Source organism: Paenibacillus sp. IITD108, assembly GCF_036541265.1.
Classification (GTDB): Bacteria; Bacillota; Bacilli; order Paenibacillales; family Paenibacillaceae; genus Pristimantibacillus.
The window spans coordinates 1-26304 of sequence record NZ_JAZHCT010000048.1; the positions used below are offsets into that span (position 1 = coordinate 1).

General features: G+C 39.0%; 36 protein-coding genes and 2 pseudogenes. 30 read left to right on the forward strand and 8 right to left on the reverse strand.

Translation table 11 applies throughout. The features are described 5' to 3' along the window. The 10 genes from V1L65_RS26140 to V1L65_RS26185 all read left to right on the forward strand — a co-directional run. The coding region (locus V1L65_RS26140; protein WP_331702245.1) for a hypothetical protein at window positions 1–711 on the forward strand (711 nt) is incomplete at its 5' end. 251 nt (window positions 712–962) lie between these two features. Further along, window positions 963–1397 carry a hypothetical protein gene (locus V1L65_RS26145; protein ID WP_331702246.1) on the forward strand — a complete coding sequence of 145 codons (435 nt, stop codon included), beginning with the start codon at window positions 963–965 and terminating at the stop codon, window positions 1395–1397. Between the two features lie 172 nt (window positions 1398–1569). Then, window positions 1570–1797, forward strand: a complete 228-nt coding sequence (locus tag V1L65_RS26150) for a CDP-alcohol phosphatidyltransferase family protein (protein ID WP_331702247.1) — start codon at window positions 1570–1572, stop codon at window positions 1795–1797. Window positions 1798–1801: 4 nt separating this feature from the next. Continuing rightward, a complete protein-coding gene (locus tag V1L65_RS26155) occupies window positions 1802–2029 on the forward strand; it encodes a CDP-alcohol phosphatidyltransferase family protein (protein ID WP_331702295.1) in 228 nt (75 codons plus the stop codon). A 736-nt stretch (window positions 2030–2765) separates the two neighbouring features. Then, window positions 2766–2894, forward strand: coding sequence for an NUDIX hydrolase (locus V1L65_RS26160; protein WP_331702248.1), 129 nt, complete (start codon window positions 2766–2768; stop codon window positions 2892–2894). 20 nt (window positions 2895–2914) lie between these two features. Continuing rightward, window positions 2915–3061 carry a hypothetical protein gene (locus V1L65_RS26165; RefSeq protein WP_331702249.1) on the forward strand — a complete coding sequence of 49 codons (147 nt, stop codon included), beginning with the start codon at window positions 2915–2917 and terminating at the stop codon, window positions 3059–3061. Then, window positions 3062–3709, forward strand: a complete 648-nt coding sequence (locus tag V1L65_RS26170; RefSeq protein ID WP_331702250.1) for a DUF3885 domain-containing protein — start codon at window positions 3062–3064, stop codon at window positions 3707–3709. It begins immediately after the preceding gene. A gap of 119 nt (window positions 3710–3828) precedes the next feature. After that, window positions 3829–4464 carry a hypothetical protein gene (locus V1L65_RS26175; RefSeq protein ID WP_331702251.1) on the forward strand — a complete coding sequence of 212 codons (636 nt, stop codon included), beginning with the start codon at window positions 3829–3831 and terminating at the stop codon, window positions 4462–4464. 104 nt (window positions 4465–4568) lie between these two features. After that, window positions 4569–4895, forward strand: a complete 327-nt coding sequence (locus V1L65_RS26180; protein WP_331702252.1) for an ArsR/SmtB family transcription factor — start codon at window positions 4569–4571, stop codon at window positions 4893–4895. Window positions 4896–4985: 90 nt separating this feature from the next. Next, the gene (locus V1L65_RS26185; protein WP_331702253.1) at window positions 4986–5987 is read left to right on the forward strand and encodes an NADP-dependent oxidoreductase; all 1002 of its coding nucleotides are present in this window, start codon (window positions 4986–4988) and stop codon (window positions 5985–5987) included. A gap of 159 nt (window positions 5988–6146) precedes the next feature. Here the strand turns inward: V1L65_RS26185 and V1L65_RS26190 are convergent, their stop codons facing one another. Both V1L65_RS26190 and V1L65_RS26195 read right to left on the reverse strand, forming a co-directional pair. Beyond that, window positions 6147–6731 (reverse strand): TetR/AcrR family transcriptional regulator, encoded by a 585-nt coding sequence (locus tag V1L65_RS26190; RefSeq protein ID WP_331702254.1) that lies wholly within the window; start codon window positions 6729–6731, stop codon window positions 6147–6149. Then, window positions 6728–7189: a nuclear transport factor 2 family protein gene (locus V1L65_RS26195; protein WP_331702255.1), complete on the reverse strand. Its 462-nt coding sequence runs from the start codon at window positions 7187–7189 to the stop codon at window positions 6728–6730. Before V1L65_RS26195 ends, V1L65_RS26190 begins: the two co-directional genes overlap by 4 nt. A gap of 113 nt (window positions 7190–7302) precedes the next feature. Between V1L65_RS26195 and V1L65_RS26200 the strand changes: the two genes are divergently transcribed. From V1L65_RS26200 to V1L65_RS26240, 9 genes and pseudogenes are all read left to right on the forward strand, one after another. Beyond that, the gene (locus tag V1L65_RS26200; protein WP_331702256.1) at window positions 7303–7854 is read left to right on the forward strand and encodes a hypothetical protein; all 552 of its coding nucleotides are present in this window, start codon (window positions 7303–7305) and stop codon (window positions 7852–7854) included. Between the two features lie 148 nt (window positions 7855–8002). Beyond that, a complete protein-coding gene (locus tag V1L65_RS26205) occupies window positions 8003–8677 on the forward strand; it encodes an HAD family hydrolase (protein ID WP_331702257.1) in 675 nt (224 codons plus the stop codon). A gap of 81 nt (window positions 8678–8758) precedes the next feature. Further along, entirely contained in the window at window positions 8759–9307 is a 549-nt protein-coding gene (locus V1L65_RS26210; protein ID WP_331702258.1) for a hypothetical protein, read from the forward strand. Between the two features lie 300 nt (window positions 9308–9607). Then, the gene (locus tag V1L65_RS26215) at window positions 9608–9937 is read left to right on the forward strand and encodes a hypothetical protein (RefSeq protein WP_331702259.1); all 330 of its coding nucleotides are present in this window, start codon (window positions 9608–9610) and stop codon (window positions 9935–9937) included. A gap of 291 nt (window positions 9938–10228) precedes the next feature. Next, window positions 10229–10387, forward strand: a complete 159-nt coding sequence (locus tag V1L65_RS26220) for a hypothetical protein (protein ID WP_331702260.1) — start codon at window positions 10229–10231, stop codon at window positions 10385–10387. A 243-nt stretch (window positions 10388–10630) separates the two neighbouring features. Further along, entirely contained in the window at window positions 10631–10969 is a 339-nt protein-coding gene (locus tag V1L65_RS26225) for a CD3324 family protein (protein ID WP_442955721.1), read from the forward strand. A gap of 148 nt (window positions 10970–11117) precedes the next feature. Further along, window positions 11118–12164 (forward strand): phosphotransferase enzyme family protein, encoded by a 1047-nt coding sequence (locus tag V1L65_RS26230; protein WP_331702261.1) that lies wholly within the window; start codon window positions 11118–11120, stop codon window positions 12162–12164. A 117-nt stretch (window positions 12165–12281) separates the two neighbouring features. Continuing rightward, a pseudogene (locus tag V1L65_RS26235) lies at window positions 12282–12416 on the forward strand (DNA-binding response regulator); the annotation flags it as partial. 28 nt (window positions 12417–12444) lie between these two features. Next, window positions 12445–12600 (forward strand): annotated as a pseudogene (locus tag V1L65_RS26240) (alpha/beta hydrolase); the annotation flags it as partial. A gap of 65 nt (window positions 12601–12665) precedes the next feature. On the opposite strand, the gene V1L65_RS28795 reads toward V1L65_RS26240, so the two are convergent. The 3 genes from V1L65_RS28795 to V1L65_RS26250 are packed head-to-tail and all read right to left on the reverse strand — an operon-like array spanning window position 12666 to window position 13831. Then, complete coding sequence (locus V1L65_RS28795) at window positions 12666–12809, reverse strand: IS3 family transposase (protein WP_442955722.1); 144 nt, start codon at window positions 12807–12809, stop codon at window positions 12666–12668. After that, window positions 12810–13655, reverse strand: a complete 846-nt coding sequence (locus V1L65_RS26245; protein ID WP_331702297.1) for an IS3 family transposase — start codon at window positions 13653–13655, stop codon at window positions 12810–12812. Then, window positions 13538–13831 (reverse strand): transposase, encoded by a 294-nt coding sequence (locus V1L65_RS26250; protein ID WP_331702263.1) that lies wholly within the window; start codon window positions 13829–13831, stop codon window positions 13538–13540. Before V1L65_RS26250 ends, V1L65_RS26245 begins: the two co-directional genes overlap by 118 nt. A gap of 465 nt (window positions 13832–14296) precedes the next feature. Here V1L65_RS26250 and V1L65_RS26255 point away from each other — a divergent pair, with 465 nt between their 5' ends. From V1L65_RS26255 to V1L65_RS26305, 11 genes are all read left to right on the forward strand, one after another. Then, window positions 14297–14974, forward strand: a complete 678-nt coding sequence (locus V1L65_RS26255) for a GNAT family N-acetyltransferase (protein ID WP_331702264.1) — start codon at window positions 14297–14299, stop codon at window positions 14972–14974. A 255-nt stretch (window positions 14975–15229) separates the two neighbouring features. Further along, a complete protein-coding gene (locus V1L65_RS26260) occupies window positions 15230–16789 on the forward strand; it encodes an SMI1/KNR4 family protein (protein ID WP_331702265.1) in 1560 nt (519 codons plus the stop codon). An 85-nt stretch (window positions 16790–16874) separates the two neighbouring features. Further along, window positions 16875–17570, forward strand: coding sequence for a hypothetical protein (locus V1L65_RS26265; protein WP_331702266.1), 696 nt, complete (start codon window positions 16875–16877; stop codon window positions 17568–17570). A gap of 169 nt (window positions 17571–17739) precedes the next feature. Next, window positions 17740–17997, forward strand: a complete 258-nt coding sequence (locus V1L65_RS26270; protein WP_331702267.1) for a hypothetical protein — start codon at window positions 17740–17742, stop codon at window positions 17995–17997. Between the two features lie 72 nt (window positions 17998–18069). Next, a complete protein-coding gene (locus tag V1L65_RS26275) occupies window positions 18070–18930 on the forward strand; it encodes an NAD-dependent epimerase/dehydratase family protein (RefSeq protein ID WP_331702268.1) in 861 nt (286 codons plus the stop codon). A gap of 618 nt (window positions 18931–19548) precedes the next feature. Beyond that, window positions 19549–20097, forward strand: coding sequence for a TetR/AcrR family transcriptional regulator (locus V1L65_RS26280; RefSeq protein ID WP_331702269.1), 549 nt, complete (start codon window positions 19549–19551; stop codon window positions 20095–20097). Window positions 20098–20116: 19 nt separating this feature from the next. Next, window positions 20117–20542 (forward strand): DUF3995 domain-containing protein, encoded by a 426-nt coding sequence (locus V1L65_RS26285; RefSeq protein ID WP_331702270.1) that lies wholly within the window; start codon window positions 20117–20119, stop codon window positions 20540–20542. Window positions 20543–20905: 363 nt separating this feature from the next. Then, the gene (locus tag V1L65_RS26290) at window positions 20906–21544 is read left to right on the forward strand and encodes a hypothetical protein (RefSeq protein WP_331702271.1); all 639 of its coding nucleotides are present in this window, start codon (window positions 20906–20908) and stop codon (window positions 21542–21544) included. Between the two features lie 414 nt (window positions 21545–21958). Next, on the forward strand, window positions 21959–22438 hold the full coding sequence (locus V1L65_RS26295; RefSeq protein ID WP_331702272.1) for a hypothetical protein: 480 nt from the start codon (window positions 21959–21961) through the stop codon (window positions 22436–22438). 453 nt (window positions 22439–22891) lie between these two features. Continuing rightward, window positions 22892–23440: a Gfo/Idh/MocA family protein gene (locus tag V1L65_RS26300; protein WP_331702273.1), complete on the forward strand. Its 549-nt coding sequence runs from the start codon at window positions 22892–22894 to the stop codon at window positions 23438–23440. A gap of 9 nt (window positions 23441–23449) precedes the next feature. Next, complete coding sequence (locus V1L65_RS26305; protein ID WP_331702274.1) at window positions 23450–23866, forward strand: hypothetical protein; 417 nt, start codon at window positions 23450–23452, stop codon at window positions 23864–23866. Between the two features lie 259 nt (window positions 23867–24125). Here V1L65_RS26305 and arsC read toward each other — a convergent pair whose 3' ends face one another. Genes arsC through V1L65_RS26320 form a run of 3 tightly spaced genes read right to left on the reverse strand, consistent with a single transcriptional unit; the run spans window position 24126 to window position 26161 of the window. Further along, window positions 24126–24548 carry an arsenate reductase (thioredoxin) gene (gene arsC / locus V1L65_RS26310; RefSeq protein WP_331702275.1) on the reverse strand — a complete coding sequence of 141 codons (423 nt, stop codon included), beginning with the start codon at window positions 24546–24548 and terminating at the stop codon, window positions 24126–24128. 21 nt (window positions 24549–24569) lie between these two features. Beyond that, complete coding sequence (locus tag V1L65_RS26315) at window positions 24570–25862, reverse strand: arsenic transporter (RefSeq protein WP_331702276.1); 1293 nt, start codon at window positions 25860–25862, stop codon at window positions 24570–24572. A gap of 14 nt (window positions 25863–25876) precedes the next feature. Then, window positions 25877–26161, reverse strand: coding sequence for an ArsR/SmtB family transcription factor (locus V1L65_RS26320; RefSeq protein WP_331702298.1), 285 nt, complete (start codon window positions 26159–26161; stop codon window positions 25877–25879). Between the last annotated feature and the right edge of the window lie 143 nt (window positions 26162–26304).

The window sequence follows — 26304 nt, forward strand, 5'->3', positions numbered from 1 at the left end:
CCTTTTCCTGAAACTGTTTGGGAAAACAACGCCTTACTTTTGTTTGCCTCTGTGGAAGGCTTGGAAAAAGTAAACCTTTTACATTATGCTAATCAAACCCTTTACAAGACTGAATCATATACAATTGATGATTTGTCCTTGCGTTTTGGAGATTTTAAACCTTTGGATTCAGGTTTTTCGGATTTGTACAATGCTCTGGCGACACACATCCAATTACCCGAATTATATTTTGGATATCCTTTCAGAATGTTTTTAGGCTATTCTTTTGAGAATGTTTCTGACCGTTACGGCGAACCAGATGAAACATGGCAGCAGCCTGATGGCTCCACCATATTGATATATTCGGAGCATAGCGTGCTTTCTCGTAAATTTCCATCCATCGATCTGAGAGATGATGATTCTGAATATACAGCCATCTATTATTTTGATAATCCGACTGCCAAAACAAATGATAATCTCGCCGGACTATTTGCAACAAAGTTTGTCCGAGGTCCTGCTTACGGCAAGACTTACGCCGATATTACGGACGAATTAGGCTTGCCGTCCACAATCAAAGTCATGGGCGGGGGCGATAAATATATAACTTACCCGCTTAGAGAGGGGCAACAACGAAATGCTTACTTTATTTTACAAAATGAAAAAGTAATCGAGGAAGGTGTCATGTACGGAGATGATTACACAATATTAGACTTTAAGCAGGAAACTTCTTAAAGTGATGAAACGTGAATATACTGTCATAGGTAAAATAAAATTACATAAGCTTTCGAAAAAAAATATTTGTTTGAGGGAATTATATGAATAAAGCGAATTTGAAAAAGAATATAATCAGATTTCTTATTTTATTTGTTGGGGTTTTCATTATTTACAGTATTTATATTCACATAGAGTATAGACATTATATTAGTCAGAGTCTAGATTGAAATTATCAATACTTATCGTCTATATCTGTTATAGGCGATAATTTGGCAAATAGGCTTGAGAAATTCGTTCAATTGCCTATTGAAAAAGAAGAAATTAGCGTAGTGAAAAGAGGGTTGTACGACAATTGGAGGATTGTTAACGGAGAAAATAAAAGCATTTTTTTCTATTTATCTGTTATATCAACCCTGCATACGGGAGACGAAGCATCTGATTGGAGCTTACTACAATACAGCTTATTTCGTGTTGATACCTTTATATATGGTATGACTAATAAGTTTCTTGAACATAATTCTTATGCTATAAGTAGTGAAGAAAATGAGAAGATGTTAGCAGTAATTACAATTTATAAAACAATTCGTGCACAAACGGAAAATAAGTCAGCAGACTTAGAAATCATCTTACAGTCTATAAAGGAACCAATGCTAGTAATAGACGAATATTACCCAAGTATACTTGAGCAAATGGGTAGGTTCTAACGGGTAAAAGAGTTGAATGCAAAAGCATAAAATACTATCATTTACCCACAGTAGCCGTTTCAATGATTTTTCATAATTAATTAACGCTAAGCCTATTAAACTAACGGTCAGGATAACGCAATTTTTCTCACTACAGTTCCAATATATGGTATAATGAAAGGAAATTTCTGAAATGGAGGGAACTCATGAATTTAGCGAATCAACTGCAATCACTGATAAATTAGATGGATATATTGCAAGGAAACATAATCTAATAACCAATATGGGTAAGCTTTTAGATCCTTTAGCCGACAAATTACTCATTTCAGCAGCTTTGATTTTAATGGTAAGTCAACAATTAATTTACTCATGGATTGCATTTGCCATAATTGGAAAGAGAAATTATTATAACTGGAATTAGAATAGTGGCGTCATCACAGAAAATTGCTTTACAAGCAGATCAATATGGAAAGGTTAAAATGGTATTTCAAGTTATTGCGATTACAGCTGTTTTGTTAAATAACGGCCCAATAAGCTTCGTAATTGAATTTCCAGTCGATCAAATACTTATGTATGCTGCATTGATCTTAACCATCTATTCTGGCGTTAACTATATAAAGAATAATTATCACACATTAAAGCTTAACTCATAAAGCACACATATGCAGCTATAAATTATAACGTCAGTAAGGTATCTATTTAAGTTGAATGGATGCCTTCTTTCGTTGTGATGTGCAATATGTCATCCAGTTGGAGGTGAAACATGTCTGATTTTTTAGTGTTTTGGCCCGTGATCATTTTCATTATTTACGGACTATTCATCTTACTTGGATTAACTACACTTTATTTAATTATAAAACTATTGATCAGAGCGATTGCAGCCCTGGATATATATATAGATGAAAAGAGAAATAGACGACTTTAGATCGGCCAAACAATGTACTAACAGAGATAAGAGCAAAGCGGTGGAACCGATCCATCGCTTGTTTTAAGTTGTTGGAAATTTGCTAAACTAACAGGCAGAATAACAGAGTTATCCTACATATGGATTTGTTTATGAAGTTCGTGAATAAGATGTTATCCGAAACCTCTGATCGAATGTTTTGAGCATCGATGCTTCGTAGTAAAGTACATAAAAGTTTACTTAATCTTCAGGAATGTAAACTTATTAATCGCATAAATTAATAAGTATTACTAGCTTAGGGAGGGGAAATGTTATGGAGACATTTGGAAGGGGATGTCTTTGGTTAATTCTTGGAGCCATAGGATTATTAATTATTGCCTTTATCACCCAGAGTACAATTAATATTCCCTGGTTTATATTCATACCAGTCGTAATTATGGTGTTTTGGATGGCATCAAAGAAAAGCAAAAAGTAATAAAACTTAAGTGGAAATTGGTGGAAATTTAATAGATGCCTTGGTGAGGGAGATAAAAGAAGAAAGCGGAATAGATGTCACCGTATCTAATATTGTAGGAGCTTATTCAAATACAGCTCAATATGGCATGATGGAGTAACTAACATAACAACTAAACTCATGCTGGATTTTACTTATAAACCGATTGGAGGAGAACTGACCACTTCTGAAGAAACTTCAGAAGTGGAATGGGTAGAAAAAGAACGAGTATTAGATTATATCCGCAGAAGTGTGTTTAAGAAGTGTATTCTGATAGGTGGCGATTAAATGCAGTCAATCAAAGCATATATTAATGAAAATCTGCCCAGTATAAAATTTGATCCTCCATTTTTTTACAACAATGATATAGGTATTAGATTTGAACTGGGGTTATCTGATAGAAGGATTAGCGACGAAACATATTTTAAGATTGTCGGCGAACGTGCACTAACATTATTTGAATCAATATTTACTAACGATTGTTTTCTATATGTATTAGCTGTTTCTTATGAATCACTTGAGATTTTAGATGCTTATATTGACGGAGAAGTTGACGTTTTCTCAACCTTTTTTAGTGATAGTCAAAAGCTTGAGGTTGAAAACATTATGAATGAGGAAGTTTATGATGAAGATTCAAACGAACTAATTGGATATATCCGAAGTAACGGTATATCCTGTTCGATTTCTGAAATTAATTATAAATCATTATTAGGTGTAAAAGGTGGGTTTTCAGATAGCAAAGATATTTATATTAACGATCGCATTTACTTTATTGAACCTAACAAAGGGATTGTATTTCATATGTACGATAGTCGGGGCCTAGATATTGTTTCTATAAGTAAAAGTGCCATATTTTATTTATATAAAGACTATAATGATTGGATCCTTGATTATGATAGGGAAATAATTGATAAGATATTTGAAGGCATATCTTAAATGTCAATCACTTCGAATACACCATATTCACTGATTGGACATTTGCCCATGGTCCGAAACGGATGGATTTGGAAGGGAAGTAGTTTCAGTAGGTAAAATTGTCATAAAGGAGTTTTTCAATGAAGTTTATTTCTATAAAAAAGAAATTAAGAGGAACAAGAAGAATAGTTAGAAAACTTCCAACTTGGGGAGAACGTTATAAATACCTTGATATTAGTAATTTACGTATGTATGGAAAGGAATATGTGAAGGTATGGATTAATCCATTTTATAACCTACATCAATATAGTCAAAATAAAGTTGGAAAAAGAAATCCATCATATAAATTACAAAAGCTTATATTTTTTCAACTAATTGAAATATATCTTTCTTGGGAGAAACAACTAGCCAGTTCAAATGAGCCATATTATCTAAAATTGTGGATTGGCGACCCAGAGTTTATTGATTCACAACTTGTTGCTGCAATTGGAACAGAGATTGCCCACTATACTCAGTTATTCTCTAAACATGATAAACCTAAAGTATTTCCTTATAGTAACATACATCCAAGTTTTCATTTATTTACTTGGGAGAGGTGTGTAAATGGTTATTATGTATGGGAAAGTGATCTTGAGATTGAAGAGATACCAATGTATCGTAAGAAAGCTTACTCAATTGATGAATATGAAATAAACGGGAATAAAGAAATCAGTTACTTTATAAGTACTGGAGATATGTGGATTGGGGCAATTCGAAGAAGTGGCAACTTCACCTAACACTTAACTGAACAACCTTTAAGAAATCTGGAACTTGATCTTATAAATGAAATGGTTTATATTCGTTTAAGTGATTAAACCAATGAACGGAAAGAGAGAAGTGTATGAATCAAGTTGAACATATTCAGAAACAATTTAAAGAGTGTATCCCTCTGCTGGAAGTACTGACAGACGAAAACCGTCAAGCCATTATTATGTTGCTGGGACAACACAAGTCGGGGCTTAATGTCAATATGATAGCAGAACATATCAAGTTGTCCAGACCGGCCATCTCCCATCATTTGAAGGTGTTAAAACAAAATGGCTTCGTTAATTTTGAAAAAAAGGGCGTTGAAAATTATTATGTACTGACTCTCCATCATCCCCTTGAGCAAATCAAAACATTAATTACCGCCGTGGAAGCGGAGTGTAACAGATTTCTTAGCGACTAACAATAGACATTTGGGAGCAGTTATAAATAGTTTTTTTCGCACCATTAGTTCATTCGTTTAAACCAATAATCATATGGAAGGTGAAGTATAATGAAGGCTATGATCATTAAGAAGTACGGCAAGAACTCTCCATTGATTATGTCAGAACTGCCCACACCTGACGTCGGGGAACACGATGTGTTAGTAGAAGTTTATGCAGCTAGTCTAAATCCAATCGATTTCAAAATAAAGGAAGAGAAAATGAAATTCCTTCTAAAGTACAAATTTCCTTTAATTTTGGGAAATGATTTCTCTGGGATTGTAGTCAAGGTAGGTGATCGAGTGAGCGCATTTAAACCTGGTGATGAAGTTTATGGAAGACCACGCAAAAGCCGTATCGGCACATTGGCGGAATATATTGCAGTACACGAAGAAGATATTTGGTTAAAACCGAGGAATCTAAATTTTGAAGAAGCTGCATCCATACCACTTGTCGGACTTACAACTTACCAAGCCTTTACCGATATTTTGCATCTTCAAAAGGGCCAGAAAATTCTGATTCATGCAGGTTCAGGAGGCGTTGGGACGTTTGCCATTCAACTGGCCAAATTAATGGGAGCTTTTGTTGCCACAACAGCAAGCGATAAAGGTTATGATTTGGTGAAATCATTGGGAGCCGATCTGATTATTAATTATAAAAATGAGAATTTTGAAGAGAAACTTACCGGATATGACGCTGTATATGATACTTTAGGTGGAGAAGCCTTGAAAAAATCATTCCGTATACTGAAGCCAAGCGGGCAAATCGTATCCATCTCTGGCGTGCCAAATGCAAAGTTTGGGAAGGAGGCAAAATTGGGGTGGATGAAAACGGCAACTTTGTCCATTGTAAGCCGTAAGATCAACGCACTTGAGAAGAAGAACCAAACGAGATATCATTTCCTTTTTATGAAACCTAGTGGAGCTCAATTAAAGATTTTAAAGGAATTTATTGAAGCTGATCATATTAAGCCTATTATTGATAAAGTGTATCCGTTAAAAGATGCCGGGCAAGCATTCCACTACCTTGAAGGCGGAAGTGCCAAAGGAAAGGTAATCATTAAAATAAAGTAATTATAATGGCTGCGATGTCCCATTAGAGCGACAAGCATAGTTGTAAGTGCGATTTTCAAGAAAGGGCCATCCGCAAAAGATTGGCCCTAAAACTTGCCCTTACAGACAGTGCGAAGAACCGTGTCAGCTTTTTGGGATAGGTGAAGGTCAAACCCCAGCCTAGTTTAAACCATGAGGATTCGCCTCTAAAAATCCCGCTACTCGCTCAGTAAGACCTGCCAAGGTACGTTCAAAAACGGTCTCGTCATTGAGTGCTCTACTGAGAATCAATCCGCCTTGAATGCTGACAATCGTCTCCTCTGAAATTTTGATAGCGGCTTCCATGGTCGCACCTGCTCGAACAATTGCAGCACTTAAAGCATCGATCCACCTTTTAAAATACTGTCGAATCATTGAAGCGAATCGGTCCCGAGTCTCGTCAAGGGCAAAAGCACCGACAAGACATATTCGTTGCCCTGACCGAAAATACGTATCGATCTCACGCCACATGTTTTGAATAGCGGCATGGGGTTCGTCTCGTTCGAGCGGTTCAAATATGTTGCTTATAAACCATTTATCAATGTGTGCGAGAATCTCGGCGGCCATTTCTTCTTTCCCTCCAGGAAAAAAATAATAAAGACTTCCTTTGGAAAGACGTGTGCGGGCAGTAATTTTGCTCATAGATGCACCCTCGTAACCGAGCTCACGAAAAACCTCAGCAACCATCGGAATGACATCAGCCTTTTCAAATACGCTACGGGTCATAGGCCTAATTCGGTTAGACCGGGATGGTCATCGGGACGCCTACCGAGCGGCCAATGGAATTTACGTCCGTCTTGACTGATGGGCATATCATTGATCGACGCAAACCTGCGCTTCATCAAGCCATTGTCGGCAAACTCCCAATTCTCGTTCCCATATGATCGAAACCAATTTCCACTGTCATCATGCCACTCATATGCAAAGCGTACTGCAATTCGGTCATCGGTAAATGACCAAAGCTCTTTTATGAGCCGATAATCCAACTCTCTAGCCCATTTACTTGTAAGTAACGAGACAATTTCCTTTCGACCAATTGGAAATTCGGTGCGGTTTCTCCAATAGCTATCCTCTGTATACACAAGTGAAACACGGTGGGGATCGCGACTGTTCCAGCTATCTTCTGCCATCCGGACTTTTTTAATTGCGGAATCACGAGTAAATGGGGGAATAAGTGTGTCCAATAAAATCTCCTCACTCTCTATACTGTTTGGTACATTATAAACCGATCGGTTTATAAAATGCAAGCTACACAGAATAATAAGAAGAGGGCTAAGATAATAGGAGGAGTGTTAAATTGAAGATATTTTGTACAGTTTGTATTCATTTAATATTGTTATTCACCCTGTTGGCTTGTGATAACTCAACAGTATCATCACCGCAAATAAATCAAGAGGTCTATGTAGAAATACCTAGTATCACAATTCGTTCAGATGATACTTCTATACCTTATATTTCGAGACTGGTAGATACCAGCGACAATCTTCATGGTAGGTCCGGTGTTTTCAAGAAAATCAAGACTAATCAAAGTAAAATCCCTTACATTCAACTTGGCGAAGAAATCCAACTGAAATTGCAGCACGATCCACCTGTGTCATACACTTTATTTGATGATATTTTGAATGAAAACGGAACTAGAAAGTATAGTCACTTATCAACTCAAGAAGTGATCTTTCATTTCGAGGATAGAATAGGAACATTTTTATTAACACCGAATGCGGCTTCTTATCTTAGTTCTGATAGTCAGAATTACTCTCCAGGTAAAACCATTCGAGGATTTACATTAGTATGTTATTGGGATAATCAAACAGTAGAGTACTCGTTTATCGTAAGAACGGACGCATCTTAAATTCTACAAGGTATTTTCATCATTTGAGTTGGTTTTTTACTCGTTATGGTGCTTTTCTTATGCTCGCGAGAACGTTTTTCTGTAAACTTTTCTTAGGGGATAATATGTGTTAAAGTTTGGATAACAATGGAAACAGGAGGCGTTGTTTTTGAAGAGCCTTTCGGGTATTAAAGCGGTGCTCTTTGATTTGGATGGTACGTTATTAGACCGTGATACCTCACTTGCGTTTTTCATTCGTGACCAATATGACCGATATTCGCACCTTCAAGTTGTTGATAAAGATATTTTTGTGCAACGTTTCATTGAGCTCGATAATCACGGATACGTTTGGAAAGATAAAGTTTATCGGCAGCTTATAGATGAGTTCTCTATCTTAGAGGTAGAATGGACAGAACTTCTAACTGATTATTTGAATGGATTTAAAAGACATTGTGTAGGTTTTCCTAATTTGATGAATATGCTTACAGAGCTAAGGAACAGTGGTATGAAAATAGCACTTATCTCAAATGGTTATGGACAATTCCAGTACGACAATTTTAAATCATTGAGTATTAGTCATTTGTTTGATGAAGTTCTTATATCGGAATGGGAAGGATTGCGTAAGCCTGACCCAGCAATTTTTATTAGAGCGTTATCTAAACTCGGAGTGGAAGCAGCGGAGGCACTTTTTGTAGGGGATCATCCCGAAAATGATATAAGAGCAAGTCGAGCTGTTGGTATGAAGACAGCGTGGAAACGAAATAATACAGTATCTTCTTGTAGTGTTGATGCCGACATAATTATTGAGAATTTAAGAGAATTGACCCAATACATATTAAGCTAACGGGACGCGTTACTTTACCCATGACTTGAAGGCGGGCAGTTGGGATTGCATCGAATCCATATGATTCTTAAGGAGATAAAAATGAAGGTAAGACATTTAATATTAATAGTCATTTTTTTCGGAATTATATATTTAATTACAGATTACAACCAATCATACAGAACAATAAATGAGGTATTATATAGCGAGAATAAATCGAATAATTTTTTTAGCATTAAGCAGATAATTGGTGGAAGTGAATATAATAAGAAAGCATTTTACTTTATACTTAATGACTCAGATCAAGTAGTCGGGGTAAGTTTAAATAAAGGTATTTTTGGATGGAAATTTTCTAGATATAGTACTGGAACAGGTTTGGAAATTAATAAAGAGCAGAGGGTATCTAAATTAAGTATTAGCTCCTTACAAGAAACATATAAACATTATTTCGGGCTTACATCATATGCAAATGTTCAAAAAATTATGATTAATCAAACCATTGAGGCAGAGTTGATTAATCTAAAAGAGCATCTAGCAAATGTTAATGATATTGAAAATACATATTTGTGGTACGCGAATATTAACGATAAGGCGAATAATTTCATAGTTGAGGTTTATGATGATCAAAATAAGTTAATTGATAGTGAGTAGGATATAGAGCTTCCCCAAAACGCTTGGCAGAAAGGCATACGAGGTCAGGATCGACTTGAGAAGGTTGCGCAGCCGCCGGTAGGCTGGCGGCTGGATGATCAATTTTAGTGTCCATATTGTTCTAATTCTTTAAAAAGTACATCACCATTTTCTTTTATACCATCTCTATATTTAGCATAAAATGTACGTACAATAGTACGGGATTAAAACTAGTAAACATAAACATCGCATAGGGGAACATTGGTTCCAATGCACTAAAGAAAAGGAGAAATGTGGCGTGGGAATTTCCGTTTATTATACTTGTATGAGAGACTTTATCTTACCATTCTTGAAAATCAAGAGATAACGGCCATCATTGACAGATACAATGCAGGTTTTGAAATGAAGGATATTGGAGAAACATTTTGTGTTTATGACTACGATCAGGATGAATCAACTGTGATCTTTGCAGGTTCTACGAAGCTGCCCATTACAGATGATTTTGAAGATACAATGCATGCGCTGATTTATTGGTTGAACTGTTTAACAGATATTGGAAGAAGTATTTCTAATGGTGACTGGCATGTACATCTAGATGATACCGATGCTATTTGGGATGAGGAAACGGGCTGGCAAATGCCAGAAGATTAGCAGCTGCTGTTTGAGAATTTAATGTGCGCTGGATAGAACTTTAGGCAACTGAACCGGAGAAGAAAAAGCTAAGTGGCCTTATTAGAACGAGCTTATATGTTGGAAAAGTAACTGGAGAATTTGATGATGTGCTTGGTGATCTTCTTCCGCTAAATAATTAACTTTTTAAAGGGGTTCACCAATGAAGTAGTCCTTTAAAAATGTTTATTGTTTGGAGAATAAAAAATGTTTACCAAACTCGACACCGGGGTAAACAAATAATATATAAACCCATTAGTCGAGGTGAAAAACATGAGTATTCGAGAACAGCATGAAGAACGTGTTGAGCGACGTGAGAACCATGATCCCAGCTTAGTAGGTGCGACGTTTATCAAGTATGCCGCATACATCATCATTACGCTGGCTATTCTCTATTTTATTGTAAAATATTTGCTGCCTATGTTTCGTTAATAATTTCTGCTTCATAAGAAGGACAAAATTGTAAAAAACAAGGGATTATCTGCTTCATAGAGAAACAACTAAAGCAGGAAAATTGTATAGAAGGAGAGGAAGTCTTAATGATAAGGGCTCAAAACTTAATGCTTTTGGAAATATTGTCGATGGAAAGTTTTAGTATTCGCTCCATGCAAAGTCTACGTGACAAACGAAAGCGGTTATTTGCATGGAGCAGTATAATCTAACCGAACAAGTTCCATGAATTTAGCAGGTTTGTCATATGGGCTTTGCAACCTGGCCATCTCTATAGATGGAGGGGCGAAGCCAATGAAATATGTATCAGCTAGTGAGATTTTACCCGAGTATTTACTCCATGAAATTCAAAAATATGTACACGGCAGTGTACTTTATATTCCTTCTCCAGAAGGGCGCAGAAAAAAGTGGGGGCAGATTTCGGGGCAGAGAGAGTATCTGCAGAAGCGAAATTTAGAGATTAAGCAATTATTCCGAATGGGCCGTAGCATTGATCAGCTCGCGGACTCGTATTGCCTGTCTGAGGATAGCATCAGGAAGATCGTGTATAAAAAAGAAAAATAACGATAGGCTCGCGTTGGGAGTAAAACCGATGCGGGCCTTTTGATTTGCAGCGTAAAACGGTTATAAGTATTGTTTTCCTATTATTTAATATTGAGCGCCTGTATACTTTTGCTTAAATAATTGCATTAACGAAGCGAAGGGGGAGAGTATGATTGAATTTTTTCAATATGATACGGAAGAGAAAAGGCGCTCTTTGCTAGTTAGAGCGAGGAAAGTTGCTTTATTAGCGTTACAACAGTATGACCTGGAATGGGAATGCATTCAATTTATTCAACTATCAGACACAATAACTTTTAAAATTGAGCTGAGTTGGTCGCAACGTTATTTACTTCGTATCCATTCTGATCGATTAAGTAAAGAGGAAATCTGTTCAGAACTTGCTTTGCTCCAAGCATTTAACAAGTTGGAAGATCTGGATGTACCAAAAGGGGTAACAAGCGTGAATGGCTCTTATGTATTGGAGATCAATACAGAGGATGGATATCGACGCCCCTATGTTACGATGATGAAATGGGTAGAAGGTGAACATATGAGCGGAGAGTTGACGGACAGCTGCGTCTATAATATGGGCGTAATGATGGGAAAACTTCATGAAGCAGCTGTATGTTTCGTTCCCCCTCCTGATTTTGTTCGACCGATATGGGGGGCAGACAGTTTTAAAAACGAAATGGCTAAGCTAGAACGGTATTATACACGTTTTTTATCAGGCGAGGCATGGAAGGCCTACCAGGCTGCTGCTGATAAGATTTTATCAGAGCTCGCAGTAATGCATAGGAACAACCAGAATTATGGACTTATTCATGCGGATTTACATACCGGCAACATGGTTTTCATTGATGAGAAACCCCATCCGATTGATTTCGGAAGGTCTGGTTATGGCTATTTTCTCTACGACATGGCAGGTACGCTATTAGAGCTATATCCTAAGCAGCGATGGATGTTTATCAAAGGGTATGAAAGTATAAGAAAGTTGGAATCGGACTATGTTCGGCATTTAGAATGCTTCTTCATCATGTTCATGATGGAGAATTACTGTCATCATGCTTCTGATCCAAGAGAAATCCACGATTTAATCGATGAACAACAATACGCACAAGCGTACATAAGAGAATATTTAAATGATACTCCATTTCTATTCGATGTGATAGAACCTGTGAAAATCGATAGGTCAACTATCATAGATACAAGGAATTAAACATGCAACCCCGACCGATGAGCAAGCAACCAGTGCCCAAACGAGGAAAATTCCGTTTCTTTATTGTATAATGGACACTTCATCATGAGATAAATAAACAGGGGAAAGAGGGGAAAAATGCCTACTATACTGGTTGCTGATGACGATTCGAACATTCGCGAACTCGTCTGTTTATTTCTGCGCAACGACGGATTTACAACAATTGAAGCCGCGGACGGCAAGGAAGCACTGGCCATCTACACTTCAACACATCCTTATTTTGTTTGTAGATGCGGGTAATACAAGTAATGAAGGATGGATAGCGCTCCATGAAGAACAAGTCAAAAATTCTGCAGAGGGAAAAATGATGACATTTGAAGGCGGCCATTATTTACACCATCTCCGATCAAAAGAAATCGCTGAAAACTTTAGACAATTTATGCAAGAAATAAAATAAGTACACTGTGGTCTTATGTCAAGAATTCGGACAAGTTAAACGTAGAAATTTCTTAATTTAGCGAATTAACTTGCGAAAGTGTTTTCATAGTCAAATGGTGATTTCATTCCACAATGTTCATGGATTCTCACTGTGTTATAGAACGCTTCAATATATTCAAATATAAGTTCGTGCGCATGTTTCAGGTTTTGAATTACAAAACGATTCAACTACTCGCGTTTAATTAATGCATGAAAGGATTCAATACAAGCATTATCCCAAGGATTTGCTTTGTTAGAATAACTGTGGATATACTGTCCCGCAGGTGTTGCTTCAATATAACTTTTAGAGACAAATTGACATCCTCTATCGCTGTGAATAATGACAGGTTGACTGTGTTTACGATTTGCCTTAGCCCTTTCAATAGCTACTATGACGTGTTCCGTAGATAGGCTGTCAGAAACGTTCCAGCCAATAATCTTTCTCGAAAATAAGTCCATCACACAGGTCAGATATACAAAGCCATTCAAGGTATACACATACGTTATGTCAGTCACCCAGACGGTATTAGGAGCTGTTGGATTAAAGTCTCTGCTTAGGACGTTTTTCAGCTTGATATCAAAATCAGGGTCAATGGTTGTTCTAACGTATGGACGAACCCAAATGGCCTTTATGCCTTCTTCGCGCATGTAGTTACCGACTGTCTTTTCAGATATGATGTGTCCCTTGGCTTGCAGGATGGTAGTGATTTTAGGCGCACCATTAATCTGGTGAGAAGCATGATAGATCTGCGTGATTTCCACTTTCATGGCTTGCTTTCTTTGCTCTTGCTCAGAAGGCTCCCGTTTAATCCAGCTATAATAGCCTGATGGAGAAACGCCTAATATTTTGAGCACACTGTTAACAGAAACTTTGCGTTTCTCGGCTTCTTGATTTGTAGCGTTGTAAATCGCTTCTGTTAATTGCTCAGTATGCCCATAGCCTTTTTTAAGATCTCTAGCGCATCTTGTGAATCTCGTAATTCTTTCTTCAAACGTGCAATTTCCTTCTCTGCATCGGAACTGTGGTTGCCTGATCCCCTGTGCTGGACTACACCATCATTCTTCTTGGCATCTGACACCCATTTCCCTAATGTAGATTGCCCAATCTTTAGATCAGCTGCTGCCATCTTTAAAGGTTTACCTGATGAGTAATAATAATTAACGGCATCTTGCTTGAATTCGGCACTAAATTGTTTGTTACGTTTAGTCATGTGAACATTCCCCCTAGTTTTATTATAATATACTAAACTAGGAAATTTCTCTGTTTGGGTTGTCCTAAATTAATTCTAGCATCACTGAAAATAAAGAGGGGATCTCAAAAGTCATAAAATGACGGAGGGACACCCTCTTTTTTATGAATCAGGTAATAGAAGACGTTCAACTTGTAACCCACAAGTAACAGCAAAAAATTGGGGTGAGCTGTTAATATGGAAATGAATATACAGCTCATTGCCAAGTTTAGCCTGCTTCAGAATACCACATCACTGCTCCAGTCGTTCGCCGTATTCGCGCTCATCCCACTGATGCGGGAGACGGACGCGTCAACGCACATGCTGTTTCCTTTGATGCAAAATCCGTTCCTTGCAGGGATTTATTTGTGATAGGACGAATGATAAAGAAACTACGAAGATGGATAGGAGAGGACCTATGGGAATAAAAAAAGAGGAGGCAAATCTTTGTACAATCAATTGGAACTAATGAGCATTCAAGCTGAAGTTCTCTATATTCATGATCATGCTGGACGTATTACAACGATTAATGAGCCTGCGGACCAGCCTGCTCCCCGATTTTTTTGGGGACAGACCGATGCTGGAAGCATTGTAAGATTCCGCAGCGACACACCAGATAGCTTAATCCATGACATCCTGCAATGCTTGGGCCAGAGTGATTCAACCGAGCAACTTGCTAGTATTATTCGGGCATTGGAAAAGGAGAGAGCAATTAAAGGCATATGGATAGGTCCGGCTTTTGTATTTCAAGAATTCGCAAATGATTATACGGACGCTACATTGGTTAATGAAGACAATAAATACTGTTTGGGACCAGGGTTTCCTACTCTATTATCGGAACTGAAGTTTCGAGAACCTTGTTTTATGGTAACAGAAAACAACATGGCTGTATCTGTCTGTTTTAGCGCAAGAAGTAGTGATAAGGCGGCAGAGGCCGGAGTCGAGACCTTAAAAGATTATCGAGGAAAAGGATATGCGATGCGCGTTACGTCCTCATGGGCTCAAGCAATACGACGGTCTCAAAAGATCCCTTTATATAGTACATCATGGGATAATTATTCTTCCCAGTCTATTGCAAAACGCCTACGTCTTCACCTTTATGGAACGGACATTTCCATATATTAAGGTTTCGGTTTAAAAGAACGGTTTATTGTTTTCCATCTACGGGGATATCTCAGGAGCACTCAGTAATGTAGCTCCTCTTTTTTATTAAATTAACGGGCACGATAGCAAAAAATAGGACGAAATCCTCTTTTACATCATGTATCAATAATTGGTAGAATTGGCACATGAAATAGTAAGGAATAGCATGACGCTTATACCTCTATGCAGTCTAGTATGTCAAATGTAATTAAGTGCTATTAGGAGGAATTTTTGAAGATGAAACAACTGATTCAAGAAATAATAGATTTGCTGCGCGATAAGCTTCCTGGACTGGATGAGTCGTTAAACCCGCCAGCAACGAAGGAGGAACTGCGTAAGACGGAGGAGGTAATGGGAGTTACGCTTCCTTCTGAACTGCGTGATTTTTATTTGCTGCATAATGGAGAAAAGTCCGAAGGTCCGGGACTGTTTTTTGGTTTGCGTTTTCTTTCATTAACTGAAATGCTTGAAGAGTGGCGAATTTGGGCTGATCTGGAGGAGGAATATGCGGAGGAAGGCGATCATTATTCTGTACCGGCTAACTGGATTAAAGAACGGTATATCAATCGCTACTGGGTGCCCATCAGCAAGGACGGAGGGGGCAACAACCTCGGAATCGATCTGGATCCGGATGAGAACGGGGTGAGAGGACAGGTCATTAATTTCGGCCGCGACGAACATGTCAAATATGTAATTGCCCGAAATTTCAATTCGCTGTTAGAATTTATTCGCGATACCATTCAGAAAGGCGAATATAGTGTTCAAGAAGATGAAGAAGAAGGCTTTCGCTACTGGAGTTATGGCCGTGAAGAGGAGGTTCATTTTTTTGATGTTCTCCGAAAGCTAGAACTTCCTGTACTTGAACCTTTTGGACGGGTAACGGGTTTGGATGAGACCGAGGCTTGGTTTAGCGGACTGAGTCAGGAGTGGCAGGAGCGCATACAGGCGATTGGCGATACGCCAACTGATTTTCTACTTGCAAAGCGGCTTTTCTTTATCAGGGAAGGTTTAACAGATATTGCTCCACTGGCCCAGTGCAAAGAGCTGCGGGAATTGGTTTTAAGCGGTAATGAAATTCGCTATGTGGAGGCTTTGAGTGGATGTCAACATTTAAAACAGCTCTATCTGGTAAATAATCCGGTATCGGACCTGCAACCGCTGGCAAGGCTGGAGCAGCTGCAGGAGTTGAATATTGCAGGTACAGCTGTTACTGATCTAACTCCTCTTCGTTCCTTGGCTAAATTGAAAAAGGTAGATGCCGGGAATACGGCCATTCGTGATTTTTCATCATTAAAGCCAGTTAGAAGCTTGCGCGTCTTGAAGGTTAGCGGGCCTGACCGGGAACAGCTTCATAGTTTGGCGGAACTGACACAACTTCAGGAATTGACGCTTTCTGGTCTTGATCAACTGAATGAGGATGATCTGACTATACTAGAACAACTCGTGAATTTGCGCAAGCTGGAGTTGGAAGGCGCTCATTTGCCGCATTTGGCGTTTTTGCAGAAATATCGTTACCTGAAAGAGCTTTCGATGAAGGATTCATCTGTTGAGGATATTTCGGCACTGGCCCGGCTTGAGCGACTGCAAGTACTGGAACTGAGCAATTGTCCGGAAATCGGAAACCTGGAAGAGCTTGCACATTCGGTTTCCTTGAAGCAGGTGGCGGCTTCCTTCCAGCAATTTGCTCTGTTGAAGAATTGTTTTAACCGTAAAATTGACTTTTCGAAAATGATCGGAAGAATGACGGAAGAGGAATCTGCGATCTGGCGTGACTATTTAAATCAGGATTGGAGTTAAAAACGACGTCATACGTTTTAATAGGAGTTTCATTGGAGTTTGAAGCAATAGTTGTATGATGAAAAGTTAGACAGGAGGAAGTACAATGCTGCTGAAAGATACAGATCAACTGGACGATCTAAAGGATTTTCTAATCAGCTGGTACGGAAGGTACGAGAGCTCTTACGGTGTGCCTGTGGATAAGATCCCAACCTATCTGCCAAAAGCGTTACAAGAATTATATGCGTTTGCAGGACGCTGGAAAGATGGTTCGGATGATCATCCCGAGCACTCTCCAGAGATATTTCAACAGCAGGATTGTCTTTATTCAGTGGAACGACTAAAGAAGGATAAGAATAAGATTACGTTTCTTGAGGAAAATCAAGCAAACTGGACTTGCCAAGTGGAGGCAAGCAACAACGATTCTCCTGTCTACTGCGACGAGCGCTTACTTTGGGATGACAATGCAAAGGGATATATCATCGTCAATGATTCTTTATATCATTTTCTGAAAAGTTTTTGTTTACAGGAGGTTGTTTATGACTGTAAACAGCTATATATAATAGAAGGAAAATTAGATAATATAAAGATGTTGTTTAATGAACCACTTGAAGATCTGTGGCTAAATGGATATTATATTAGCCCAAAAGAAGAGGGACCTACTCATACATTTTACCAATGCGGGGACGTACTGGTCATGGAGCGCTATGGTGACTTTTGGTTAGGATCTAATTGTGATTTTACTGCAGCTCTGAATGACGATGTCCTGTCTTCAATCAAGCTGAGAAAGATCAGACCTTAACGAAAGTGCGCAAGAACTCATTGACAAATTAATATTCAGAGGTGATGCTGAATGATTGATATGCAGTATATATACGATCTTGAAGCTGAGATGGACATAATGAAGCTTGTAGATAATTATAATGAAATAAAATCAATCCTGCAGCAGTACCCTCAGGAACAGTGGTCATATGATTTTAGCATATGCAAGGGCACTGAATTATCTGCAAGATTTTTCTGACCAGACCAATCCATTTGAGCAAGCATATGAGCTGCTTCAAACTGTTTCTGATACGGGAATGAAGGACGCTGAATGGCATTTAATAATGGCTTCGGTTAGCTTTAATCTACAAATTTACGCTGAGGCAGTAAAACATGCTGAACTAGCAAACACTATCATAGCTGGCTGTGCTGATGATATGCTTGCGTTTTACTCACAATATTACTAGTAGAGGACTTCATAGATAATCTTCATGTTTAACAATCGCCCCAACTCTTGTTTCCATCAGGAGGAATGAATTATGAGAATTTTTGTTGCTGGTGCTACTGGTGCTGTAGGACGTTTCTTGCTTCCAAAGTTGATTCGTGCAGGTCATGAAGTAATTGGAATCACGCAAAGCGAGAGTAAGAAATCCATTATCGAAAAGACAGGAGCAAAAGCATTAGTCACGGACGTCTTTGATCGCGAGGCGATACAATCGGCATTAGGTGAATCTCAACCCGAGGTTGTCATTCATCAATTGACTTCTTTAAGTAGTCGTAATTTTTCAGACAATACAAGAATACGTAAAGAAGGAACGCAAAATTTAGTAGACGCCGCACTTTCGGCTGGTGTCAAACGCATCATCGCACAAAGCATTTCTTGGGCATATGAACCAGGAGAGAGACCGGCTACTGAAGAAGCAGCCTTGCATGTAATAGCCGAAGAACCCCGGAAATCGACAATTGATGGAATAGTAGCATTGGAAAATGCTGTGATGGAAGTACCGCAATATGTAATTTTACGCTATGGTATGTTCTATGGTCCGAGCACTTGGTACGAACATAACGGATTTATGGCAGAACAAATTCATCAAAGGCAGCTTCCTGCAACCGAAGGGGTTACTTCTTTTCTTCATGTGGAGGATGCTGCTGAGGCAGCACTTATGGCTTTACACTGGCCCTCTGGACCAGTGAACATCGTGGACGACGAACCGGCAAGAGGAATTGACTGGCTCCCGGTTTATGCACAAGCCATAGGAGCACCTATTCCTGTAACACTTTCGAACAGCAATGCTTGGGAGCGGGGGGCATCGAACAGAAAGGCTCGCCAGGAATACGGCTGGAAACCGCTATATCCAACTTGGCGGACAGGATTTACTAATAGCCTGAATCCTCTATAAGTAACAACAGCTGAATAAACCGGTGACACAGCTGCCATTTCATCACATATTAAATTCTCAATTCGCTAATCGCTATAAAGACTTGTATAAAAAAGAAGTATCCATACCTCCTTTGACAGGAGCTGGATGCGTCTTTTTTAACAGGGATTTCGAAAATAGCTGTTTTTTATTGGTTTAGGAAATTATGCACCAGTTAAAATTTTGGATAAGTATGTTGAGCTTGAATTGATCCTAATGATGCGGACACTGTTGACCGTTAGCGCTCATTTTTCGTCAACTTCCTCTTTCTAGCGGACAGAAATATCCGTTAGCGGGCAAAAAACTAGAGAATTCGACGGAATGTTCTTCTAATGGTCATAAGTGTCCGTATTTGCAACAAAAAGACTGTTTTTTGATTCTAAAGGTCATTAATGACCGCACCGTAAATAACGTCGTATCGTTTGTTCTTTGCACACGATGACGGCAAGTGAGGTCACCGATAGGTGATTTTATTCAGTGTACTCTCCTCTAAGGGAGTAGATCATTTTTTAAACGGTACCGTACAGATATTGCTTCCGAAGGGAAAGATGCTTATACTCAACTTAACTAGACGATATCGTATTGAAAGGGATGACTACGTTGCCGAAAATTATTGTGACCGAAAACCAATGGGTCATGTTGGGGATCGAACGATTTTCACAAGGAGGGGCGGAGGCATTGATCATCGAAAGTATGGCTTCTGCGCTTAGCTGCAGTAAAAGCAGTTTTTACTGGTATTTTTCCAATCGTAGTTCGTTTATCCGACGAATCGTGAATCAGTGGGTCCACCTATCCACACAGCTAGTGATGGCCGCCTCGTCTGAGCCGGTGGCAACTGAAGAGAAATTGAACAAGTTGCTCCACCAGATGTTCTTCGCAACCCGTAAGGGAGATTTTCTCTTCTATTTGAGAAAGCTATGTACACAAGAGCCTGAATATCGGGAGGTACTGGATGGCATGGAGCAGGGCAGAATGAGTTTTGCTCGCGATCTATTACTAAACCTTGGCATGACCACGGAAGCTGCTGAGCATAAAGCCTGGTTTCTGTACCACTATTACCTCGGATGGTATGAACGTCACAAACTGGAGCAGCCTACCGAGAAGGAATTGCTTGATCATGTACGTTTGATTCGGGAACATTTGATATAACGTAAAGGGAGGGTGGAGGATGGAAACTTGGCTTGTATGGTTTGTTGGAAGTGTCTTCTTCGTTTTAAGCGGTGTTCATATATATTGGGCAGCGGGCGGGAAAAGAGGGGCACGAGCTGCAATCCCAAGCGTAGGTGAGGAACCATTATTTCGTCCGTCAGTATGGGGGACTGGAATCGTAGCACTGCTGCTGGCCTTCATGGGTTTATTCGTGTTTCAATTAGGCGGGTATGGTGAGCCTATAGGGCCCCGATGGTTATATGAGTATGGGGGCTGGAGCCTGGCTGCTTTATTTATTATGCGTGCAGTTGGCGATTTTAGATGGGTCGGATTTTTTAAGCGCCAGAGGGAAACTTTATTTGCACAGTGGGACGGTATTCTCTTTTCGCCGCTCTGCCTGCTCATGGGAGTTTGTCTTATAGTTATAGCTATCGTAGAACAGTAGAACATAGCTTAAAACTTCGCATACAAAGCTAAAAATCGACACCGTTCTACATATTCAAGCGCTCGTTATAAAAAGCAAATCCTATTAGAATAGTAAAGAAGTCACTTACGGATTAACTATGTATATATTACAATATTTAGAATAAATTACAGAATCTAAAATTGATTATGGTTTAATAAGCTATGTATCAGTAGTCCAAAATCCTTCACAACGTGGTTAATGAACCACATTAATGAGCAGGCTCTATGAAGCCTGCTCATTTTATCAAACTAACGGTCAGGACAGTTTGGGTCATCTTATAATTTGTAACATAACCTTTTATGTAAACGTTTATATAGTATTCCAACGAAAAGAGGTTCTCCTATGAAAAGTCGATTCCTTATTTTTTTCCTATTTGTAATAGTGACCTTAACTGCGTGCGCAAACGACAAAGGTGATGAGAACAAGTTAAGTTTGGATGATAGCACCAGAGGTGAAAAGCTTGACGATCAAAACGTCCAAAAAGAGCCTCGGATTGATTCCAAAGCAGAAGTCATTGATGGGGATTTTGTTTATCGTCTCGTTTCTGAGAAATCGGTATACGCCGAAGGCGGGAAAGTAGAAGTCTACGCAGAACTGGAATATGTCGGAGATAAGCCAGAAATTAAAATCGTCCATGCAGCTTCACCATTCTCTTTCCCAATGAGAGAGAAAACAAGAGGATATGATCTCCTCTACATGATGGATCAGCCTCTTATCGTTACCCTTTTAAAAAAGGGCGAGCCTCTAAGGGAGTCTTTTAAGGGAGCAGGCGGTTACGGATCAGAAGATCCAAAGGATTACATTGATTTCATGATTAGCGTGGCGGAGGCATCCCAAAAAGGCACGTTGCCTTGGGGAGATTACCAGGTATTTGGATTTGCTAATTTCGAACCAATATACAAGGAGAGCCAAGAAAACGAAACACTTCGCTTGAAAGCGGAGATCGAGTTCATCGTGGAAAAGCCTGAAAAAAACGGATGACAAAATGTTACTAGCATTATTTCATTGAACTAACTAACACGTTAGCTTAATCAGCAAAACGTTGGAGAACAACATATAAACATTTGTACCACGTAACTACGAAGTTTTCTTATACAATAAGAGTGGGAGGAATGAGCACCATTAAAGGGTATGTCACGATTCAAAATAAGAAGATTTATTATGAGGTTCACGGTGATAACAATCTTCCAACCTTCTTGTATCTGCACGGAGGACCTGGTGTTGGTTCATATGATTTCAATCTAATTCAAGCAAAAAGGTCGAAAGAAACTGTATAAACTTTGGTTTACAATAACCCTGATTAATACTTACCACTTATTATTATTTGGAGGTGGAACGACATTGCTGAAAAGGATTTACATGCTTTGTTTCGCTGCACTTCTTGCAAGTTGTTCGATGGAGAAAGAAAAATTAGTAACGTTACCTCTAGAAACTTCGCCGGAACCCACCAGGATAGTGACTTCAATAACAAATACCGAAGAGACTAAAACACCTACGGCTGTGACAAATAATCTATCGCCCCAGTACATCGATGAAAGCAAGTATGAAGGGGATGAATTAGGGATCGTCAAGACATTAAACAAAATCATAAAAGCCGTCTACGAGACGAACTTTAATGCATATAATTCACTCATTACAGGAGATATGAATCCGAGTAAAGGAGAATTTGATTTTAATAAGATCTTTTTAAGTATCGATAAATTAGACTTCATGGTGAAACCTGATCCTACACCTCCTAATGGTGCTAAACCTGTTGTGCTAGAATATACAGAGAAGAACTATTATAACAAGGAAATAGAAAAAGATAAGCAATTGTTTGTATTTCAATTTGAAGATGAGATCTGGAAATTACTTTATATAGCTGATTGGTGGTAGAGAAGAGTATTCATATGAGCAGATGGATGTGAACTATAATTCATTGAATTGAATAACTTAGATGAGGCTGCCACTGAGATCGGCAACTTCATTAAGTTAACTGGTATAATTTGTTTAATCTACTCTCCTTCGTTAAACTAAAGTTGTATTCGGTGGACCCTAACTGTGCACATTAGCAAATCATGAGAAACCAAGCCTGTTTTTGGATGATAAAATGTAGACATAAGAAGGCTGCATATGGGACGTGTAACCCTGATAATGATTGTGACACTGGACGGTTGCTGTGACCACATGCAGGTGATTGCGGATGAGGAGCTCCATTGTTTAGAATAAAGTATAGTGGAACTTTTCAAAAGCAATTACGCTTACGGGTTCGATAGTTTATAATCAAGGAACAGATTATCACTTTGTATGGGTCTATTTCATTATTCATGTAAAGGTTGGGATTGATCAATGACGCTTAAAATTGGAATTGCAGGGACAGGCTGGTTCGGAAAAATGCATGCAGAAAAGCTTTCGGCAATGGAGGGTGTTCAAATTAGCGCGTTCTGCGGTACAAGTTCTGAAAAAGCGGAGGCAGCGGCGAGCCCATACCGAGACGCCCGTGGGTATGAATCGATTGAGCAGATGCTTGACGATCGTAAGCTGGATGCGGTATATGTTTGTACACCTCCATTTGCACATGGTGAGATTGAACTTGCACTTGTAGAGCGGGGTATACCATTTTTGGTAGAGAAGCCGATCGGGGTGGACGAGGATACGCCAAACCGGATTCGTAACGCAATTAACGAGAAGGGGCTCGTAACATCGGTTGGCTATCACTTTCGATACATGGACAGCACAAGCCGAGCGAAGGACCTCCTTGCTGTTCGCAAGCCTCTTATGGCACTTGGACAATGGATGGGTTCAATGCCAGGTGTGTATTGGTGGCGGCACATGAACACATCGGGCGGCCAGTTTGTTGAACAAACGACCCATATCGTTGATTTGATGCGTTATTAGCTTGGAGATGTGAACGAAGTATATGCAGCTTATGGATACATGAATAAAGCCGAGCAAGATGAAGATGTAACCGTGCCTAATATTGGTTCGGTAACGATGAAACTCGCAAGTGGTGCAGTTGCAACTATCAGTAATACTTGCGGGATTCAAGGCGGACATCATGCAGGACTGCAGATTTATACAGATGCTGGTGTATTAGATATTGCAGGTGACGCGCTGATTGATAAGGAAGTAAGCAAGACTACCAAATACCAATCATCAAGCAATCCTTATATACGTGAAAATGAAGCCTTCTTACATGCTATCAGGACAGGAGATCGTTCTGGAATTCTATCCACCTATGATGATGCATGGCATACCCATCAGGTGACTATGGCAGCAAATAAATCGGCGATGACTGGACTTCCAGTTAAACTAAGAAAATAACTTATTTATTCATCTAACGGGGAAATGCCTCTATAATTTAAATCAATTAAACATAAAAGCTCCTATTTATCAGGAGCTTTTTTACTTTATTTTTCTTAAATTTACGAGTGGTTTAACCTAGAGTCCCAACGTACTGGTGCTATTTTCAATACTGAAATGAAGCTAGTAGAAGCTACCGAAAGTACACAATCTATTCCGTCCCATAATTTAGGCTTATGGTAAGATACTCTATTTGTCAATGCCGCGGGTTGTAGAGTGTTTACTCACCATTTTTTACAAAATTCTCAATACGTGATTTTATCGCATCCCGAACATCTCGGAATTCTTTTATAATTTCTTCTTCACTGCCCGCAGCTTTTGCAGGGTCATCAAATCCCCAATGCCATTTCACAACATCTGGATTAGTTATGACCGGGCAATGTTCATCTGCGTGACCGCAAAGGGTAATGACATAGTCGGCGCGATTCAAAATGTCTGGATTGATAATATTAGACGTATGACTGCTGATGTCAACGCCAACTTCATTCATAACTTGTATAGCTCTAGGATTAAGACCATGAGCTTCAAGACCTGCGCTTTGTACATCAAATAGATCCCCACCGATAGCCTTTAGAAAACCATCTGCCATTTGGCTGCGGCAAGAATTACCTGTACACAAGAAATAAATCATTTTTTTATGCATCGTTCATATCTCCTATTAAATTTAATGTATGATGCTTAACCATAGATATAATCCGATTAATGTGATTAGCAGGACTGGGACAGTCAATACGATACCCACTTTGAAATAATAACCCCAAGTGATCTTCACATTTTTCTTGGATAACACATGCAGCCATAGAAGAGTAGCCAGTGATCCGACAGGTGTGATTTTTGGCCCAAGATCTGAACCAATTACGTTTGCGTAAATAAGTGCTTCTCTGAGAACACCAGCTGTGTTCGTTCCTTGAATAGCAAGTGCGTCAATCATTACAGTCGGCATATTGTTCATAATAGAAGAGAGGACTGCTGCTATGAACCCAGAAAGAATTGTAGCCGCAAATACGCCTTGATCCGCAGCCCATTGAAATACTTTACCCAATTCATCTGTAAGACCAACATTTCGCAAGCCGTACACTACGACATACATTCCGATCGAAAAGACGACAACAGACCACGGAGCACCTTTAATAACGGTAGCTGTACGAAAAGCAGAACTTTTTCTTGCTGCCCAAATAAAGGAAATAGCAGCAATTCCAGCTATGATGGATACCGGAATATGAATAAATTCGCTTAACAAATAGGCAATAAACAATATCAATAGCACAAACCACGACAATTTAAACATCCGCATATCTTTAATCGCTTCTTGAGGCTTTTTAAGTTGTTCCAAATCATATTTCTTCGGTATGCTTTTACGGAAAAATAAAAAAAGGACCAACAAACTCGCACTAACCGAAAATAAATTGGGTACGATCATTCTACTTGCATACTCGGCAAAACCGATACCGAAGAAATCAGAAGATACAATATTAACTAAATTACTAACGACGAGTGGAAGGGACGCTGTATCTGAGATAAAGCCACTCGCCATAATAAACGGTATAATCATTCGATCATCGAATTTCAAAGCTCGAACCATAGCAAGAACAATAGGTGTTAGTATTAAAGCTGCGCCATCATTCGCAAAAAATGCTGCAACAGCTGCTCCGAGCAACACAACATAGGTAAACATAAGATAACCATTACCATTTGCGAATCTCGCCATATGCAAAGCCGCCCACTCAAAAAATCCGATCTCATCCAATATAAGGGAGATAAGTATCACGGCAACAAAGGCAAGTGTCGCATTCCAAACGATACCTGTTACGTCCCAAACATCCTGAAAATTTACAACGCCAAACAAAAGGGCAAGAATAGCTCCTCCGACAGCTGCGTAACCGATATTCAATCCTTTTGGCTGCCATATAACAAAAATTAATGTGAGTATAAAAATGACCGTTGCTGTGACTAACATAATTCCTCCTACTCTTAATTACAACTATCCGGTTTTAATTTGCTTAGCTCTTCCTTCATGGAAGGCAGGGCATCTAGAATACCGGATAAGTACGGCTTATCCTCTATATGAAGCGAATAATAGATCCACTGACTTCTTCTTGTTTCATTTACTAATCCGCCCGTTTTCAGCTTTCTTAAATGCTGACTGATATTAGGCTGAGTCGTTTCAAGAATATTCACAATGTCACAGACGCACATTTCTTTTTCTCTTAAGAGAGCAAGGATAGTCAAACGAGTTTTATCTGCTAACAGCTTCATGATTTCAGTGATGTTTTCTATAGGCTGAGTCAAAATCTTACCTCCCTGTATTTATTCATAACGTCACACCTTTCAGAATATATTATACGCATTTTAATACATAAGTAAATAGTTATATAAGCATGTAATTATGTGTTTGTAGT

Coding starts and splice junctions, on each gene's coding strand:
- V1L65_RS26150 (WP_331702247.1), top strand. CDS start 1,570: ATGGAGGGAACTCATGAATTTAGCGAATCAACTGCAATCACTGATAAA.
- V1L65_RS26165 (WP_331702249.1), top strand. CDS start 2,915: ATGCTGGATTTTACTTATAAACCGATTGGAGGAGAACTGACCACTTCT.
- V1L65_RS26170 (WP_331702250.1), top strand. CDS start 3,062: ATGCAGTCAATCAAAGCATATATTAATGAAAATCTGCCCAGTATAAAA.
- V1L65_RS26175 (WP_331702251.1), top strand. CDS start 3,829: ATGAAGTTTATTTCTATAAAAAAGAAATTAAGAGGAACAAGAAGAATA.
- V1L65_RS26180 (WP_331702252.1), top strand. CDS start 4,569: ATGAATCAAGTTGAACATATTCAGAAACAATTTAAAGAGTGTATCCCT.
- V1L65_RS26185 (WP_331702253.1), top strand. CDS start 4,986: ATGAAGGCTATGATCATTAAGAAGTACGGCAAGAACTCTCCATTGATT.
- V1L65_RS26190 (WP_331702254.1), bottom strand. CDS start 6,731: ATGACCCGTAGCGTATTTGAAAAGGCTGATGTCATTCCGATGGTTGCT.
- V1L65_RS26210 (WP_331702258.1), top strand. CDS start 8,759: ATGAAGGTAAGACATTTAATATTAATAGTCATTTTTTTCGGAATTATA.
- V1L65_RS26220 (WP_331702260.1), top strand. CDS start 10,229: ATGAGTATTCGAGAACAGCATGAAGAACGTGTTGAGCGACGTGAGAAC.
- V1L65_RS26225 (WP_442955721.1), top strand. CDS start 10,631: ATGAATTTAGCAGGTTTGTCATATGGGCTTTGCAACCTGGCCATCTCT.
- V1L65_RS26230 (WP_331702261.1), top strand. CDS start 11,118: ATGATTGAATTTTTTCAATATGATACGGAAGAGAAAAGGCGCTCTTTG.
- V1L65_RS26250 (WP_331702263.1), bottom strand. CDS start 13,831: ATGACTAAACGTAACAAACAATTTAGTGCCGAATTCAAGCAAGATGCC.
- V1L65_RS26260 (WP_331702265.1), top strand. CDS start 15,230: ATGAAACAACTGATTCAAGAAATAATAGATTTGCTGCGCGATAAGCTT.
- V1L65_RS26265 (WP_331702266.1), top strand. CDS start 16,875: ATGCTGCTGAAAGATACAGATCAACTGGACGATCTAAAGGATTTTCTA.
- V1L65_RS26270 (WP_331702267.1), top strand. CDS start 17,740: ATGATTTTAGCATATGCAAGGGCACTGAATTATCTGCAAGATTTTTCT.
- V1L65_RS26275 (WP_331702268.1), top strand. CDS start 18,070: ATGAGAATTTTTGTTGCTGGTGCTACTGGTGCTGTAGGACGTTTCTTG.
- V1L65_RS26285 (WP_331702270.1), top strand. CDS start 20,117: ATGGAAACTTGGCTTGTATGGTTTGTTGGAAGTGTCTTCTTCGTTTTA.
- V1L65_RS26290 (WP_331702271.1), top strand. CDS start 20,906: ATGAAAAGTCGATTCCTTATTTTTTTCCTATTTGTAATAGTGACCTTA.
- V1L65_RS26295 (WP_331702272.1), top strand. CDS start 21,959: ATGGAGAAAGAAAAATTAGTAACGTTACCTCTAGAAACTTCGCCGGAA.
- V1L65_RS26300 (WP_331702273.1), top strand. CDS start 22,892: ATGACGCTTAAAATTGGAATTGCAGGGACAGGCTGGTTCGGAAAAATG.
- arsC (WP_331702275.1), bottom strand. CDS start 24,548: ATGCATAAAAAAATGATTTATTTCTTGTGTACAGGTAATTCTTGCCGC.
- V1L65_RS26315 (WP_331702276.1), bottom strand. CDS start 25,862: ATGTTAGTCACAGCAACGGTCATTTTTATACTCACATTAATTTTTGTT.
- V1L65_RS26320 (WP_331702298.1), bottom strand. CDS start 26,161: ATGAAGCTGTTAGCAGATAAAACTCGTTTGACTATCCTTGCTCTCTTA.